The following is a 15,921-nucleotide window of genomic DNA, read 5'->3' as shown; positions in this document are numbered from 1 at the left end:
TGCGCCCCGTGATCCGCGCCCGCGGTCCATGAGGCGGGCGCGCGCCACAGCATCGGCGCGCCCGGCGTCGGACATCCGGCCCGCCACGCTCTGCACCGCGCGTCCGTGGCACGCGCGGTGCGGTGGCATTCCGTACGGAGCCCACGTGAGAGCCGAGCCGGCCACTGTCCGCCCCGTACGCACCGGGCGACGCCAAGGTAGCTGGTCACGTCCGGGAAAGGCGGAGTGCGGAGGCGGCAGAGCCTTCGAGCGCGGGAGGCGGACGCGGCGATCGGCACGGTCCACCGCCCGATCCGTGCGTGGCCACGGCCCGGCCCGCTGTGTCAGGCGCCCTCGGGGCCTGCCCTCACGTACTCAGCGCTCGCCGGCCCGGCCCGCACCCACGGGCAGTCGGGCGGGGGCGGGGGCGCGATCCCCCGTACGCCAGGTCACCGCTTGACGCCGATCCCGCTCCACGCCGGGACTACGCCCTTCGCCGCCAGCGCCGGATCACCGACCTGGACCGGCACCAGGGTCGGGCGCCACTGGTTCGTCGGGACGAGGCCGGGCTCCACCATCTCCAGTCCGTCGAACAGTGCCTCGACCTCGGGCCTGGTGGCGCCCTGCAGCTTGTTGGTGCTGCCGTTGGCGAAAGTGCCCTCCAGGGCGGCGGCGTCGCCCTCGTTGTCGAAGAGGTCCCGCGCCAGGTAGGAGACGACCAGGTGACTGCCGGGCGCGAGTTCGTTCATCAGTCGCCGCACAAGCCGGCTTCCGGCATCCGCGGGGAGCCAGTGCAGAAGGAGGAGCAGCGTGAGGCCGACCGGCCGGCTCAGGTCGAGCGTGTCACGCAGAGCCTCGGACCCCAGGATCGTGTCCGGGTCCTCCGCGTCGGCGGGCAGATAGACGGCGCGCCCTTCGGGGCTGCTGGTGTGCAGGGCCCGGGAGTGCGCCAGGACGATGGGGTCGTTGTCCGTGTAGACGACCCTGGACTCGGGCGACCGCGACTGCGCGACTTCGTGCAGGTTGGGAGAAGTGGGGATGCCGGTCCCGATGTCGAGGAACTGGCGTACGCCCTGGTCGACCATGTAGGTCGCGGCCCGGATCATGAAGTCCCTGGACGCACGTGCGTCACGACGGGCAGTCGGCAGCCCCCCGGTGAGCATCGCCTCCGCGGCGGCCCGGTCGGCAGGGTAGTTCGTCTTGCCACCCAGGAAGTAGTCGTACAACCGCGCCGGATGTGCCTTGCCCGTTTCCAATTCGACCGCCGGCTGCGCGGGCTGACGGTCCATCCACGACGTATCCATACGTACCCTCCCACAACACCCCTGCGAACCGGGGCCGTTACCTGCTCCCGTCCCAACCTAGTCCTTGCGCCGGGGCGGGGTCTCCCCCGGACTCGCGACAGAGTGCTGAGCTGCCCGTACCCGTGTGCGGTGCCCCCGCGCACACCATGGACGCACCGGGGAACCCCGAAGGTCCGGCTCACGACCGTGGTGTGCCGTCCCAGCGCCATGTGGACAGCCGTGCGTGCCCGGGCAGTTCGGCGCGCCCCGTGGCCCACAACAGGGTGAGCCAGTGATCCGCGCTCTCCGGGGCTTCCCGGAACAGCCGGGCGAGTACGCGCGAGCACAACTCTGCGGGCGGGGACCAGGTGAGCCCGAGCCCCTCCGCCAGGTCGTGCGTGTGCACGAGTGTCTCGACCACACCCATCGCCGCGAAGCCCTCGGGATCCGACACTCCCCAGGCATGGTGACTGCGGACCCGGTGCGGGGTCGTTCGCACCATGGCCACCAGCAGTGCGCCACTCGCCTCCAGTACCTGCAGCAGGCCGGCCGGGCCCGCCTCACGGTCCGCGAAAGTGAAGTTGGCCGGTCCGCCCGGCCTCTTCCGGCTCAGGGCGAAGGGGACATGGGTGTCCAGCGGCGGCCGCTGCGGGCCCAGTTGGACGGCGTAGAAGAACAGGTCGTCGGCCAGGTGCTCGGCGGTCTCCCAGCAGTCCCACTCCAACGAACCGGCCTTGCGGTCCCACGCCGCCGGGGGTGCCTCCCGAAGGACGGCCACCGAGAGCAGCACGGCAAGGCCGACGTCGTCCGCGGTGACGGGAGAGGGCGATGGTGCGGGTTCCGCTGGTCCTGACATGTCAGGACCGTATCGCGGGCGGGGAGGCCCGCGCCCTTCAACCGGCGGGCCCACCACCCGGTGGGGCTTCACGGTCACACCACGGGCACATGCCCGGGGCGATCACGTGTGCGGAACCAGTCCACCGGACGGTGTCCGGTCCCACGGCCACTGCACGGCTTCGGAGGACCGAGCCACAGGACGCGCAGCAAGGGGCGGCGCGGGAGCGGTTGGTGAGTGGCTCGACCGGGGCGCCACCACGGCCCATGAACGGGGAGTCCCCCACGGCGACGCCGCGCGCCCGTCAGGCGGGCGGAGGACGGGGCGTCGGGCTGTGGCTACCTGTCGTTGGCCAGCTTCCAGACATCGAGCTTCGGTCTCGCGTGCGGCTGCCCCCCGACGGGGCGGGCACTGCGCCCCATCGCACGAAGCGCGGTGTGAGCCTGCTCGGCGAGCTGTCGTTCCAGCGCCGACGGCCGGCGTAGGGGGCGTACGGGCCCCTGTGCGTGCCGGTCGAGCTGCCGCAGGGCGCGGGGGGCGTCGGGGTAGGGACGGTATGACATGGGGCCTCATCGTCGTCGCGGCGAGTCTGTCAGCACTGCTGCTCCTGAGCATGATCGTAGAGGGCGTCAGCGGCCGGTCGGACGCGGGCGCCGTCCCGGAGACAGCCGGGCACGGCCATCAGGGCGGAGGCGCCCGGGGTGATCGCGCACCGGCGCGGCGCGTGGTCGTCACGGGGCGCCTTCGACGTCCGGGCACGGGCCTGCGTGAGTGCCTTGCCCCCGGCCACGCCGCCGCCCCTCGGCCATCCCCTGGGTTGAACGGGCCTCCTCAGGAGCTCGGCGTGAGCGCCCTCGCCCTCACCCCCGTCGTCCTGCCGCCGGGGCGCTCCCGGTCCGCCGGGCCCTTCCCTCCGCCCTGCCCGTCCCTCGCGGTCCCGTTCGTCAGGCGGACCGAGGAGAGTTACTCGGGGGACGTGAGGGGCGGCGCGAGCAGGAGGGGAAGGTAGACCTCGTCGACGATCTCGGTGATGACATCCTCGGGGATCGGGGCCCCGTGCAGCAGGAACTGGTTGCGCAGCAGGTCGACCGCCACGGCGGCGCGCCGCGAGCCGAGGACCCACGACTCGATCTCACCGCGCTCCACGGCACGCCACAGGACCCCCTGGATCGGCCCGGAGCCCGCGGTCTGGACCCGCTCGCGGACCAGCCGGGCGAACTCGGGATCGTGCATGGCCTCGGTGAGCAGGCCGCGGAGGATGTCGCCGTGCGAGGCCGCCAGTTTGGCGGAGAGTTGCCGTAGCGCGGCGATCACATCGGTGCGCAGGGCGCCGGTGTCGGGCGGGTCGACATCGGTCAGACGGTGGGCTGCGCAGGCGTCGACGACGAGTTCGGCACGGCCGGGCCAGCGGCGGTACAGGACGGCCTTGCCGGTGCGGGCCCGTACGGCCACGCGTTCCATCGTCAGCCCGGCGTAACCGACCTCGGCGAGCTCTTCGAGAGCCGCCGTCAGGATGGCCTGCTCCAACTCCTCACCTCGGCGGCGAGGATTTCTTCGATGGTCGCCGACCGAACGGTCCAGCGCGTCCCCGGTGGTTGGAGGCATGACTCCCGGCCATTTGTCGGATCACCCGTTGTAGACCTCGGACCGATCACCCTAGCCTCAGATTAGAGAACTGACCGTTCTTTAAGCGTCGAGCACATCGAGGGACTGATGACCGAGACCGTTGCGACGCCACGATCAGGCGCCCCCTCCTTCCCCAGCGACCGCACCTGCCCCTACCGTCTGCCGGACCAGTACAACGACCTCCGGGAACGGGAGGGGCCGCTGCAGCGGGTCACCCTGTACGACGGTCGTGAGGCCTGGCTGGTGACCGGGTACGAAACGGCGCGGAAGCTGCTGGCCGATCCCCGGCTGTCCTCCGACCGGACGCACGCCGACTTCCCCGCGACCTCGGGGCGGGTGGAGAGTTTCCGGGATCGCCGGCCGGCGTTCATCAGCCTGGACCCACCCGAACACGGCCCGAAGCGGCGCATGACCATCAGCGAGTTCACCGTCCGGCGCATCAAGGGCATGCGGGCCGAGATCGAGCAGATCGTGCACGGCTTCCTGGACGAGATGATCGCCGCCGGGCCGACCGCCGACCTCGTCAGCCAGTTCGCCCTGCCCGTCCCGTCCATGGTGATCTGCCGGATGCTCGGCGTGCCCTACGCCGACCACGACTTCTTCCAGGACGCCAGCAAGCGGCTGATCCAGTCGCCGGACGCCGCGGGGGCGCTTGCCGCTCGGGACGACCTGGAGAGCTATCTGGGCGGCCTGGTCGACACCCTGCGGGACGAGCCCCGGCCGGGCCTGCTGAGCACCCTCGTCACGGAGCAGTTGGAGAAGGGCACGATCGACCGCGAGGAACTCGTCTCGACGGCCATCCTGCTGCTGGTCGCCGGCCATGAGACGACGGCGTCGATGACCTCGCTGAGCGTCATCACCCTGCTCGAACACCCCGACCAGTACGCCACGTTGCGCGACGACCGCTCGCTGGTGCCGGGCGCGGTGGAGGAACTGCTGCGCTACCTGGCGATCGCCGACATCGCCGGAGGGCGTATCGCGACGGCCGACATCGAGATCGACGGGCAGCGCATCCGGGCGGGTGAGGGGGTCATCGTCACCAACTCCATCGCCAACCGCGACGGTTCGGTCTTCGCGGAACCGGACACGTTCGACGTGCGGCGCGATGCCCGCCACCACCTGGCCTTCGGCTACGGGGTGCACCAGTGCCTCGGCCAGAACCTGGCCCGCCTCGAACTGGAGGTCATCCTCTCGGCGTTGTTCGACAGGCTGCCGAACCTGCGGCTGACGGTACCGGTCGACCGGTTGACACTGCGACCGGGCACGACGATCCAGGGTGTGAACGAACTCCCGGTCACCTGGTGACCGCGGCGAAAGGAGCAGCCATGCGGGTGACCGCAGACCGGGAGGTCTGCGTAGGGGCAGGCCTGTGCGCGTTGACGGCGCCGGAGGTCTTCGACCAGGACGACGACGGCGTGGTGACGGTCCTGGCCGCGGAGCCCGGTGACGAGACCCGCACCGCGGCACGCGAGGCGGGCATGCTCTGCCCGTCGGGTGCGGTGCGCGTCGTCGAGTAGACCCTCCCGGGGGCCGGCACACACGGTTGGGGCGCGGTGCCGCGCTCTCCCCCGTCGAGCCGGCCCCCGGGCGCGGGCGCGGTGCGGTGCGGTGCGGTGCGGTGTGTTTCGTGTCCACAGCGTTGTCGAGGGGGCCCGGAGTTCCGTTCCCGATCGCGTTCCCCGCTCCCCGCTCCCCGCTCCCCGCTCACTGATGGGCCACAGCCCGTACCGCGTCAGCCGGGTATCCCGGATCCCGGCATGGCCGCGAGGATCGGCCGGGCGATGAAGACCAGACGGCGTCGCAGACGGCGGGCGGCGAAGGCGCGACTGAGACACGCCTGCCTCCCCGGACGACCGTCAACGCCAGCCGACCGGCCCCCCTCAGGCCGTCGTGGACCCCGTCCGAACGGCTCCCTGCTGCCGCCACAGGTCGTACGGCGGCATGGGCTGCGGCCCGCTCCCCGCGATGCCGTAACCGTTCGAGAACCCGTTCCCTGCCGGCGTGGAGCCGCGTCCGGACGCGCGAACCGGCACCGCGACCCGGCGAAGCCCCCGGTGCCTCCCGCCCGCCGGGGCAGTGCGACGCGGCCGTGGACCACGCCACCGCCCCGCACGCGCCGGACCGTCCTCGGCCCCCGCGCCCGACCGCTCAGCGGCACGCGGGCCCTGTGGGATCGCGCGGCATGTGCCCGAGCGTCGCCGTTGCGGCGGAGCGGGTGCCGACACTCCTCCGCCGTACCGGCGCCACCCTCTCCCCGGGACTCCGCATGCGCGGGGGCCCGGGACCCACGAGAGCGATCTCCTGCCGCCCTCCCGGTCGGGTCGCAACACGGCCCGCGGACATGCCAGTTGCTTCGCCATCGCGAAGGGGTTCCTCGGGGCCTTCCATGTCACGTGACCGAGGTCACACGCCCCCTCTTCTTGCCAGATCTGCATCTAAACCGATTTAGTGACGGCACTACCGGCGCCTAAACCGGTTCAGTGCGGTGCCGGGGCGTCGCTCGACGGTGAGAGGGCTGATGATGCGGCGACCGACGATTGCCGACGTGGCGCAACGAGCGGGGGTCTCCCGCAGCTCCGTTTCCTTTGCTCTCAACAACCGTCCCGGGCTCGCCGCCGGGACCAAGGCCCGCATCCTGGCCGCCGCCGAGGAACTGGGCTGGCAGCCCAGCCGTCCCGCGCGGGCTCTCTCGCTCGGCAAGGCGGGCGCTCTCGGCCTGGTCCTGACCCGGGAGCCCGACCTCATCGGGGCGGACCCGTTCTACCCGGCCTTCACGGCGGGCATCGAGGCCGTTCTGTCCGAGGTGGGTGACGGCCTGGTCCTCCACATCGCCTCCCCCGACCGGGAGAGGGCCGTGTACGAGCGACTCGCCGCGGACCGCAGGGTCGACGGTGTCCTGCTCACCGACCTCCGGGTCGACGACCCCCGTCCCGCACTCACGACGTCGCTCGGCCTGCCGACCGTCGTCGTCGGACGGGCCGAGTGGGCCGAGGGGCACTGCGCGGTCGAACTCGACGACGAGCCCGCTTACGTCGCCGCGGTCCGGGCGCTCGCGGCGGCGGGCCACCGCCGGATAGCCCACGTCGAAGGCCCGCGGGAGTTCCGGCACGCGGGTCGGCGCCGGCTGGCCTGGGAGCACACCATGACGGAACTGGGCCTGCCGCGGGGTCCGCTGCGCCCCGGCGGCTTCACCGCCGAAGGCGGGGCGCACGCCACGCGGGAGCTGCTGGCGCTCGGCGAACCTCCCACCGCGATCGTGTACGGCAACGACCTGGCGGCCACCGCCGGACTCGCCGTCGCACACGAGCTGGGTGTGCCCGTGCCCGGGCGGCTGTCCGTCGTCGGCTACGACGACACTCCACTCGCCCAGTACACCCATCCGCCGCTGGCTTCGGCCCGGGCGGACGCAAGGGGGTGGGGCGAGGCCGCGGCCCGTGCTCTGCACACCGTGATCGCGGACGGCAGCGCACCCGATGTCGTCCTGCCCCCGGCCGCTTTCCTTCCCCGGGCGTCGATAGGCCCGGCTCCGGCCGGCCCCACGCCCTGAGCCGACGACCGACCCGGGGGACTCCGTCCGGCAACGAGGCCGGGCGTGCACATTTCGGAGAGAACCATGCTCAGGAGAACAGCGTCCGCGCTGGCCGTGATCGCCCTTGCGGGCACCGCGGCGGCGTGCGCGCGATCTGCTCCGGACCCGGCCACCGCGGCCGAGTCGCGCGGACCGATCACCATATGGCTGTCGAACAACGCCCAAGAGGTCCAGTGGGGCCAGAACATGGTCGCCGACTGGAACAGGCAGCATCCCGATCAGCGGGTCAGGGCGCAGAACATCCCCGCGGGCAAGACGTCCGAGGAGGCCATCAGCGCCTCGATCATCGCGGGGACCAGCGCGTGCCTGGTCTTCAACACCTCTCCCGCCTCGGTGCCGCAGTTCCAGAAGCAGGCCGGCCTCGTGCCGCTGAACGACTTCCCGGACGGCAAGAAGTACATCGAGTCCCGCAGTGGCTCCCTCGCCGGGCAGTACCGCTCCGAAGACGGCAAGTACTACCAGCTGCCGTGGAAGAGCAACCCGGTGATGATCCTCTACAACAAGAAGATCTTCGCGAAGGCGGGACTCGATCCCGAGCATCCCCGGCTGGCCACGTACGACCAGTTCCTCGCCACCTCGCGCAAGCTCGTGAAGAGCGGCGCGACCGACGCGGCGATCTGGCCCGCGCCGAGCAGCGAGTTCTTCCAGTCCTGGTTCGACTTCTACCCTGCCTTCGCCGCCGAGAGCGGCGGCACGTCCCTGGTGGTCGACGGCAAGCCGCAGTTCGACTCGCCCGCCGGCCTCAAGGTCGCCGATTTCTGGCGCTCGCTCTACCAGGAGAAGCTCGCTCCCCAAGAGCTTTATCCCGGAGACGCGCTGGCGGACGGCAAGGCCGCGATGGCGACGGTCGGCCCCTGGGCCATCGCCGCGTACAAGGACAAGATCGACTGGGGTGTCGTACCGGTGCCGACGTCCGACGGCCGGCCCGCGTCGCAGATCCACACCTTCAGCGACCAGAAGTCCATCGGCATGTTCTCCTCGTGCAAGAACCGTGCCACCGCCTGGGACGTGATGAAGTTCGCCACCTCCGAGCAGGAGGACGGGAAGTTCCTCTCCACGACCGGCCAGATGCCCGTGCGCGAGGACCTCGCGCACGAGTACGCCGGCTTCTTCGCGAAGAACCCCGCGTACAAGCCGTTCGCTGATCAGGCGAAGCGCGAGGTGGAGGTGCCGAACGTCGCCGGCTCCATCGACGTGTGGCAGACCTTCCGCGACGCATGGACCAGTTCGGTCGTCTTCGGCCGGCAGTCCCCCTCGTCGGCGCTGCGCGATGCCGCCGCGAAGACAGCCACGATTCTCGGCGAGTACTGAGGCGACCATGACCCTGACACAACGTCCCGCGCAGGTCCTGACCGCCCGCGGCACCGCCTCGCGCCACCGGCGCCGCCGCTCCGGCATCGGCGCGCTGTTCGTCACCCCGTACCTGCTGTACGTGCTGGCTGTCTTCGCGATACCCCTCGGCTACACGATCTGGATCTCCTTCCACCGCTTCTACTTCACGGCGCCCGGCGCCCACGCGCCGAGTCCGTGGGTCGGCTTCGCCAACTACCGTGACGTGCTGACGGATCCGGTGGTGGGGAAGTCCTTCCTCAACATCGGGATCTTCCTGGTCATCAACGTGCCGCTGACGGTGGTGCTGGCCCTCGTGCTCGCCACTGCCCTCAACGCGAAGATGCCGTTCCGGTCGTTCTTCCGTGCGGCGTACTACCTGCCGTACATCACCGCCAGCGTGGCGCTCGTCGCCGTCTGGCAGTTCCTCTTCGGCTCGGACGGCCTGGTCAACCACGCCCTCGGCGGTCTGGCTCCGGACCCGTCGTGGCTGGTCAACACGCACCTCGCGATGCCGATGATCGCCCTGTTCGTGACCTGGAAGCAGCTCGGCTTCTTCGTGATGCTCTACCTGGCCGCGCTGCAGAACGTCGGCAACGACCTGTACGAGGCGGCTTCCGTCGACGGCGCGGGAGCGGTCAGGAAGTTCTGGTCGATCACCGTGCCCGGCGTCCGGCCCGCCACGACCCTGGTGACGGTGTACGCCATCGTCACCGGCGCGAACCTGTTCAGCGAGCCGTACCTGCTCACCGGCGGCGGCGGTCCCGACAACTCGTCGACCTCCCCCGTCCTGCTCATGTACCAAAAGGGCATCGAGCAGGGCCACCCCGACTTCGCGGCCGCGCTCGGCGTCGTCCTCGTGGTCCTCGTGCTCGCCATATCCCTGATCACCCGCAAGCTCACCGAGAGGGGCAACTGACGCCATGAGCACGCACGCCCCCGCCTCCACCGCCCGACCCGAGCCGGTCCTCGCCCCCAGGCACTCGCGTCGGCGGGCGACCCGCGCGGTCCAGCTCGGCGTCCTGCTCCTCGGCGCCCTCGCGTTCCTCTTCCCCTTCTACTACATGGTGGTCGGGTCGCTGCGGAAGGTCACGGCAGGCGATCTGTCGTCGGCCGCGCCCAGTGGCCTGACCGGCGGCAACTACTCGGCGATCGACGGCGCCCTCTCGCTCGGCAGGTCCCTGGTCAACTCCGGGATCATGACCGTCGGTGTGCTGCTGTGCACCCTGGTCCTCGGCGTGCTCGCCGGATACGCCCTCGCCCGCCTGGAGTTCCGCGGCAGGAGCGGCGCTTTCTCCGTCCTGCTGCTCGTCCAGACCATCCCGTTCCAGCTGCTGACGCTGCCGCTGTACGTGCTGGTCGTGCGGGACTACGGACTCGGCGACAACTACGCGGGCATGATCCTCCCCTTCGCGATCAACTCGACCGCCGTCTTCCTCTTCCGGCAGTTCTTCCTGCAGATGCCGGCCTCCCTGTTCGAGGCCGCGCGGATCGACGGCGCCAGCGAGCTGCGCATCCTGTGGAAGATAGCGATCCCGATGGCCCGCCCCGCGCTGCTCACGGGCGCCCTGCTGACGTTCATCGGCCCCTGGAACGAGTTCCTCTGGCCCTTCCTCGTCACGAAGAACGCCGACATGCAGCCGCTGGCCGTCTCACTCGCCGGCTTCCTCAGCAATCTCCAGGGCACCGTGTCGAACCCGACCGGCGCGCTGATGGCCGGAGCGTGCGTGCTGGCCGCTCCCGCTGTGGTGCTCTTCCTCATCTTTCAGCGCCACTTCACCCACACGAACATCGATTCCGGAATAAAGGGCTGACCCGCGCCATGAGCAATACCGACCCCCACCACCACATCCCGTTCCGGCTGGTCCGCAAGGGCGTGGTGATGTCACCGCTGCCCGGCGAGGCCAACGAGACGGAAGGCGTCCTGAACCCCGCGTCCGGGCGTACGCCGGACGGCACGCTGCACCTGCTGCCCCGCCTGGTCTCGCAGGGCAACGTCTCCCGCGTCGGCCTCGCGGAGGTCACCTTCACCGACGGCGTGCCGTCCGGTGTCCAGCGCCGCGGCACGGTCCTCGAACCCGACGCCGGCTGGGAACGCGGCAAGAACAACGCGGGTGTCGAGGACCCCAGGACCACCTGGGTCCCGAGCCTCGGCCTGCACGTGATGTCGTACGTCGCCTACGGTCCGCTCGGCCCGAAGCCGGCCCTCGCGGTGTCGGAGAACCTGACCGACTGGACGCGCCTGGGCCCGGTGCAGTTCGCCTACCAGCCCGACCTGGACACGGACCTCAACCTCTTCCCCAACAAGGACGTCGTCCACTTCCCCGAGCCGGTCCCCGGCCCCGACGGGGAGCCCTCGTACGCGATGCTGCACCGCCCCATGTGGGACCTCGGCTGGTTCCGGCCCGGTGAGGGCGTCCACCTGCCGGCGGGTGTCACGGACGAGCGCCCCGGCATCTGGATCTCGTACGTGCCCGTCGCCGAGGTGGAGCGGGACATCCGGGCCCTGGCCCGGCCGCGCGACCACCGGCTCGTGGCGCTGTCCGCGTACCCGTGGGAGGCGCTGAAGATCGGCGCGGGTCCGGCCCCGGTCCGGGTGGACGAGGGCTGGCTGCTGATTCACCACGGTGTCTCCGGCGTCATGGGGGACGACCCGTTCGTCCCGAACCAGCGGGTCTCCTACGCGGCCGGTGCGATGATCCTGGACCCGGCCGATCCCTCGCGCGTCCTGGCTCGCTCCGCCGAGCCGCTGATGGCACCCGAGACGGAGCAGGAACGTTCCGGCACCGTGCCGAACGTCGTGTTCCCCACCGCGATCGAAGAGGTCGACGGCACCCGGTACGTCTTCTACGGCATGGCCGACGCGCACATCGGCGTCGCGGTACTGGAGCGCACCGCGTGAGCTCCGGCCACTTCGGAGTCGGGCTGGTCGGCTGCGGCGCGTTCGGGGCGTACGTCCTCGACGCCGTGGCCGGCCTGCCCGGCCTGCGGATCACCGGCGTCGCCGACCCGGACCGGCGCCGTGCCGAGCCGCTCGGTGCCCGCCACGGCGCCTCGGTGTGCGACGGGCTCGACGCGCTGCTCGCCCGCGACGACGTGGACGTCGTCGCCCTCGCCACCCCGCCCCACACCCACGCGGACCTCACCGTCCGGGCCCTGCGCGCCGGCCGCCACGTCTTCTGCGAGAAGCCGCTCGCCCTCACCGAGGCCGACGCGGCGCGGGTGAGCGCCGAGGCGGCGCGATCCGGCACGGTGCTGACCGTCGACCACGTCCTGCGCTACAACCCGCTGCTGCGCGCGGTCGAACGGCTGATGGCCGAGGGGCTGCTGGACCGGCCCCGGCGCTTCCTGTTCGAGAACGACGCCGCCGACGAGGACCTGGACCGCGACCACTGGTTCTGGGACCCCGCCCGCAGTGGCGGCATCTTCGTCGAACACGGTGTGCACTTCTTCGACGCGGCCCGTGCCCTGCTGGGCAGCGACCCGCGATCCGTGCGGGCCACGGCCGTACGCCGGCCCGACGGCCCGGTCGACATGGTCGTCGCGGACGTCGTCCACGAGAGCGGGGCCCTGGCCACGCACCTGCACTCCTTCACCCACGCCCACCGCGCGGAGAGGCAGCTGATGCGGCTCGACCACGGCTTCGCGCAGTCGCTGATCACCGGCTGGATCCCCACCCACGCGACGATCACCGCGTGGACCGACGACGAAGGCGCGGCCCGGTGGCAGCGGCTGCCGTCCCGTACGGCCGAACTCCTCGACGTCCCCGGCTTCCTGCCGAGCGGCGACGAGCGCGTCACCGTCCGCGTGGAGCGCGAGGCGGGCGGGGCCGCACCCGCGACCGGCCGCGGCGTATCGCGTACGGTGCCGCATCGCGTCGAGGCGGTCGTGGATCTCGGCGGTGAGGCGGCCAAGGCCCGCGTCTACACGCAGAGCGTACGTGCCGCCTTCGGCGACCTGCTGCGCTGCGCCGCCGACGGCGGCACGCCGCTCGCCGACGCGTACGCGGGCCACACCGCCGTCGCGATCGCCGAGGCCGCCGCCCACGCCGCACGGACGGGCGCCGAGCGGCAGGTCGCCCTTTCCGGGGGAGGTACAGCGTGAGCTGGTGGCGCGACGCCGTCTGTTACGAGGTCTACCCGCGGTCCTTCGCCGACTCGAACGGGGACGGCACCGGCGACCTGAAGGGCTTGGCCCGGCGCCTGCCGTACGTACAGCGGCTCGGCGCGGACGCGGTCTGGATCACGCCCTTCTACCCGTCACCGCTCGCCGACGGCGGCTACGACATCGCGGACCACACGGGCGTCGCCGCCGACCTGGGCACCCTGGACGACTTCGACGCGCTCACCGGACAGGCCCACACGCTGGGCCTCAAGGTCATCGTCGATCTGGTGCCCAACCACACCTCGGACGCGCATCCGTGGTTCCGCGCGGCGCTCGCGGCGGGGCCGGGCGCGAGCCGGGCCCGCGACCGCTACCTCTTCAGGGCAGGCCGCGGTGAAGGCGGCGAACAGCCGCCCAACGACTGGCAGTCGGCGTTCGGCGGACCCGCCTGGACCCGGGTGCCCGACGGCGAGTGGTACCTCCACCTGCACGCGCCGGAGCAGCCCGACCTCAACTGGCGTGACGCCGAAGTCCGTTCCGATTTCGAGCGTACGCTGCGATTCTGGCTCGACCACGGGGTCGACGGGTTCAGGGTCGACGTCGCGCATGCCCTGTACAAGGCCAAGGGGATGCCCGACGCGGGCCCCGGACAGCACCGGGATCCCGCGCGCAACCACCTGATGCCGTACTACGACCAGGAGGAACTGCACCCGCTCTACCGGAGCTGGCGCACCCTCCTGGACCAGCACCCGGCCGTCCCCGGCGCGGTGGCGCCCGAGGACCGGGTCCTGGTCGCCGAGTCCGCGGTGTTCGAACCGGCGCGCCTGGCCCGCTACATCCGGCCGGACGAGATGCAGCAGGCCTTCAACTTCGCCTTCCTGGAGGCGCCGTGGGACGCGCGGGCGCTGCGTCGCGTCGTCGACGACTCGCTCGCCGCGACCCGGCCCGTCGGCGCGCCCGTCACCTGGGTCCTGTCCAGCCACGACGCGGTACGCCCCGCCACCCGCTACGGCTCGCTCCTGCGCGCACGGTCCGCGGCGCTGGTGATGCTCGCGCTGCCCGGTGCCGCCTACCTCTACCAGGGTGAGGAACTCGGACTGCCCCAGGCGCGGATACCGGACGACCGCATCCGCGATCCGCTCTGGCCGCGCTCGGGCCATCGCGACCGGGGGCGCGACGGGGCCCGCGTACCACTCCCCTGGTCCGGGTCCCGGCCCCCGTACGGCTTCTCCACCGCGGCTCCCGAGGACACCTGGCTGCCCCAGCCGGGCGACTGGACCGGGCTGAGCGCCGAGGCACAGGAGGACGACCCCGGCTCCACGCTCGCGCTGTACCGCGCGGCGCTGCAGCTGCGGCGTGCCCGCCCGGCGCCCGCACACGGTTCGCTGCGCTGGCACTCGCCGGCCGACGCCCCGTATCTGGCCTTCGAGCGCGACGGCCTGGCGTGCGTGGTGAACCTCGGCGCGCGAGCCCTGCCGCTCGCGGAGACCGGGCTGCGCGGACGTCCCATACTGACGAGCGCCCTCGCGGACGGCGGCCCCGTGCCGTCGGCCGACGGCGTACTCGCGCCGGACACGGCGCTCTGGCTGTTCACCGACGAGGAAGGAGACGGCCGTGCCCAACGCTGAGCTGTCGCAGATCGTGAAGGCGTACGACGTCAGGGGCGTCGTCCCCGGCCAGTGGGGCGAGCGCGAGGCGGAACTGTTCGGCGCGGCCTTCGTGACGGTCACTGAGGCGACCGCCATCGTCGCGGGACACGACATGCGTCCCTCGTCACCCGGCCTCGCCGCCGCGTTCGCCCGGGGAGCCACCGCGCGCGGGGCGGACGTCACCCTGATCGGCCTGTGCTCCACCGACGAGCTGTACTACGCGTCGGGCACCCTCGGCCTGCCGGGAGCGATGTTCACCGCCTCGCACAACCCGGCGCGCTACAACGGCATCAAGATGTGCCGCGCCGGCGCCTCCCCGGTGGGGATGGAGACCGGGCTGCAGGAGATCGCCGAACTGGTCAGCGGATGGGCCGAGTCGGGCACTCCGGCCCCCGTCCCTGCTCCCGGGACAGTGGCCGAGGTCGACCTGCTGCCCGGCTACGCGGAGTACCTGCGTTCCCTCGCGGGCCCGGTCGTCCGTCCGCTGAAGGTCGTCGTGGACGCGGGCAACGGCATGGGAGGCCACACCGCACCGGCCGTCCTCGGCGCCCTGCCGCTCGATGTGGTCCCGCTGTACTTCGAACTGGACGGCACCTTCCCGCACCACGAGGCCAACCCCCTCGATCCGAAGAACATCGTCGACCTGCGACGACGCGTCGTGGCCGAACACGCGGACCTGGGACTGGCCTTCGACGGAGACGCCGACCGCTGCTTCGTGGTCGACGAGAAGGGCGACCCGGTCTCCCCCTCGGCCGTCACCGCGCTGATCGCGTCACGGGAGCTGGACCGCAACGGCGGCCACGGCACGGTCATCCACAACCTGATCACGTCGTGGTCGGTCCCGGAGACGATCCGCGAGCACGGGGGAACTCCCGTGCGCACGCGGGTCGGTCACTCGTTCATCAAGCAGCGGATGGCGGAGACGGGCGCGATCTTCGGCGGGGAGCACTCGGCGCACTACTACTTCCGTGACTTCTGGAACGCGGACACGGGCATGCTGGCCGCGCTCCATGTCCTGGCGACCCTCAGCGCCGGGCAGGCGCCCCTGTCGCGGCTGGTCGGGGAGTACAACCGGTACAGCGCGTCGGGGGAGATCAACTCAACGGTCGACGACCAAGCCGGCCGGCTGGCCGGGATCCGGGCGGCGTACGGGAACACACCGGGGATCGAGATGGACGGCCTCGACGGCCTCACGGTCACGGCGAAGGACTGGTGGTTCAACCTCCGCCCGTCCAACACGGAACCGCTGCTGCGCCTGAACGTGGAAGCACGCGACCAGGCGACGATGGAGCGGATCCGCGACGAGGTGCTGGGCCGGATCCGGGTCTGAGTGAACGTGCGACGCGGGAGGAGTCCGGTCCGCGCCGCGAAGGGACCGGCGAGAACACGGCGCCGAGCGTGGCGGTCCGGGGAACCTGACACCCCGGGCCGCCGCGCTGCCGTAGGTTCTTCCCGGATCGCGCCGTCAGCACGGGAGTACGGGCCGGGGCGACCTCACGCGCCGCCCCAAGGGCTCAAGGGTCTCAA

General features: G+C 71.7%; 14 protein-coding genes. 10 read left to right on the top strand and 4 right to left on the bottom strand.

Features of this window, described 5'->3' with window-relative positions:
- Positions 1-428: 428 nt before the first annotated feature.
- The 4 genes from OG310_RS34725 to OG310_RS34710 form a co-directional block, all read right to left on the bottom strand.
- Positions 429-1,283: an SAM-dependent methyltransferase gene (locus OG310_RS34725; protein ID WP_329459825.1), complete on the bottom strand. Its 855-nt coding sequence runs from the start codon at positions 1,281-1,283 to the stop codon at positions 429-431.
- Between the two features lie 178 nt (positions 1,284-1,461).
- Positions 1,462-2,118 (bottom strand): hypothetical protein, encoded by a 657-nt coding sequence (locus OG310_RS34720; RefSeq protein ID WP_329459824.1) that lies wholly within the window; start codon positions 2,116-2,118, stop codon positions 1,462-1,464.
- A 317-nt stretch (positions 2,119-2,435) separates the two neighbouring features.
- Positions 2,436-2,660, bottom strand: a complete 225-nt coding sequence (locus OG310_RS34715; RefSeq protein WP_329459823.1) for a hypothetical protein — start codon at positions 2,658-2,660, stop codon at positions 2,436-2,438.
- Positions 2,661-3,060: 400 nt separating this feature from the next.
- Complete coding sequence (locus tag OG310_RS34710) at positions 3,061-3,702, bottom strand: TetR/AcrR family transcriptional regulator (protein WP_329459822.1); 642 nt, start codon at positions 3,700-3,702, stop codon at positions 3,061-3,063.
- A 108-nt stretch (positions 3,703-3,810) separates the two neighbouring features.
- On the opposite strand from OG310_RS34710, the gene OG310_RS34705 reads away from it, so the two are divergent.
- The 10 genes from OG310_RS34705 (at position 3,811) to OG310_RS34660 (ending at position 15,724) form a co-directional block, all read left to right on the top strand.
- Positions 3,811-5,028, top strand: coding sequence for a cytochrome P450 (locus OG310_RS34705; RefSeq protein ID WP_329459821.1), 1,218 nt, complete (start codon positions 3,811-3,813; stop codon positions 5,026-5,028).
- 20 nt (positions 5,029-5,048) lie between these two features.
- Positions 5,049-5,240, top strand: coding sequence for a ferredoxin (locus OG310_RS34700; RefSeq protein WP_329459820.1), 192 nt, complete (start codon positions 5,049-5,051; stop codon positions 5,238-5,240).
- A gap of 1,028 nt (positions 5,241-6,268) precedes the next feature.
- Positions 6,269-7,270, top strand: coding sequence for a LacI family DNA-binding transcriptional regulator (locus OG310_RS34695; protein ID WP_329459819.1), 1,002 nt, complete (start codon positions 6,269-6,271; stop codon positions 7,268-7,270).
- 66 nt (positions 7,271-7,336) lie between these two features.
- On the top strand, positions 7,337-8,623 hold the full coding sequence (locus OG310_RS34690; protein WP_329459818.1) for an extracellular solute-binding protein: 1,287 nt from the start codon (positions 7,337-7,339) through the stop codon (positions 8,621-8,623).
- Positions 8,624-8,630: 7 nt separating this feature from the next.
- On the top strand, positions 8,631-9,560 hold the full coding sequence (locus OG310_RS34685; RefSeq protein WP_329459817.1) for a carbohydrate ABC transporter permease: 930 nt from the start codon (positions 8,631-8,633) through the stop codon (positions 9,558-9,560).
- Positions 9,561-9,564: 4 nt separating this feature from the next.
- On the top strand, positions 9,565-10,455 hold the full coding sequence (locus tag OG310_RS34680) for a carbohydrate ABC transporter permease (protein ID WP_329459816.1): 891 nt from the start codon (positions 9,565-9,567) through the stop codon (positions 10,453-10,455).
- A gap of 8 nt (positions 10,456-10,463) precedes the next feature.
- On the top strand, positions 10,464-11,543 hold the full coding sequence (locus tag OG310_RS34675) for a glycoside hydrolase family 130 protein (RefSeq protein ID WP_329459815.1): 1,080 nt from the start codon (positions 10,464-10,466) through the stop codon (positions 11,541-11,543).
- Positions 11,540-12,745: a Gfo/Idh/MocA family protein gene (locus OG310_RS34670; RefSeq protein ID WP_329459814.1), complete on the top strand. Its 1,206-nt coding sequence runs from the start codon at positions 11,540-11,542 to the stop codon at positions 12,743-12,745. The genes OG310_RS34675 and OG310_RS34670 overlap by 4 nt, the downstream gene beginning before the upstream one ends.
- Positions 12,742-14,373: a glycoside hydrolase family 13 protein gene (locus OG310_RS34665; protein ID WP_329459813.1), complete on the top strand. Its 1,632-nt coding sequence runs from the start codon at positions 12,742-12,744 to the stop codon at positions 14,371-14,373. Before OG310_RS34670 ends, OG310_RS34665 begins: the two co-directional genes overlap by 4 nt.
- Positions 14,360-15,724, top strand: a complete 1,365-nt coding sequence (locus tag OG310_RS34660) for a phosphomannomutase/phosphoglucomutase (RefSeq protein WP_329459812.1) — start codon at positions 14,360-14,362, stop codon at positions 15,722-15,724. The genes OG310_RS34665 and OG310_RS34660 overlap by 14 nt, the downstream gene beginning before the upstream one ends.
- Positions 15,725-15,921: the final 197 nt, after the last annotated feature.

The sequence above is a fragment of the Streptomyces sp. NBC_01497 genome (assembly GCF_036250695.1).
GTDB lineage: Bacteria > Actinomycetota > Actinomycetes > Streptomycetales > Streptomycetaceae > Streptomyces.
Note: the sequence above shows the minus strand (reverse complement) of the source record. Positions and strands in the feature narration are given on the sequence as shown.

Bases quoted from the DNA above. Each gene is read 5' to 3' on its own strand.
- OG310_RS34675 (WP_329459815.1), top strand. From the start codon at position 10,464: ATGAGCAATACCGACCCCCACCACCACATCCCGTTCCGGCTGGTCCGC.
- OG310_RS34725 (WP_329459825.1), bottom strand. From the start codon at position 1,283: ATGGATACGTCGTGGATGGACCGTCAGCCCGCGCAGCCGGCGGTCGAA.
- OG310_RS34685 (WP_329459817.1), top strand. From the start codon at position 8,631: ATGACCCTGACACAACGTCCCGCGCAGGTCCTGACCGCCCGCGGCACC.
- OG310_RS34720 (WP_329459824.1), bottom strand. From the start codon at position 2,118: ATGTCAGGACCAGCGGAACCCGCACCATCGCCCTCTCCCGTCACCGCG.
- OG310_RS34700 (WP_329459820.1), top strand. From the start codon at position 5,049: ATGCGGGTGACCGCAGACCGGGAGGTCTGCGTAGGGGCAGGCCTGTGC.
- OG310_RS34680 (WP_329459816.1), top strand. From the start codon at position 9,565: ATGAGCACGCACGCCCCCGCCTCCACCGCCCGACCCGAGCCGGTCCTC.
- OG310_RS34690 (WP_329459818.1), top strand. From the start codon at position 7,337: ATGCTCAGGAGAACAGCGTCCGCGCTGGCCGTGATCGCCCTTGCGGGC.
- OG310_RS34715 (WP_329459823.1), bottom strand. From the start codon at position 2,660: ATGTCATACCGTCCCTACCCCGACGCCCCCCGCGCCCTGCGGCAGCTC.
- OG310_RS34705 (WP_329459821.1), top strand. From the start codon at position 3,811: ATGACCGAGACCGTTGCGACGCCACGATCAGGCGCCCCCTCCTTCCCC.
- OG310_RS34710 (WP_329459822.1), bottom strand. From the start codon at position 3,702: ATGCCTCCAACCACCGGGGACGCGCTGGACCGTTCGGTCGGCGACCAT.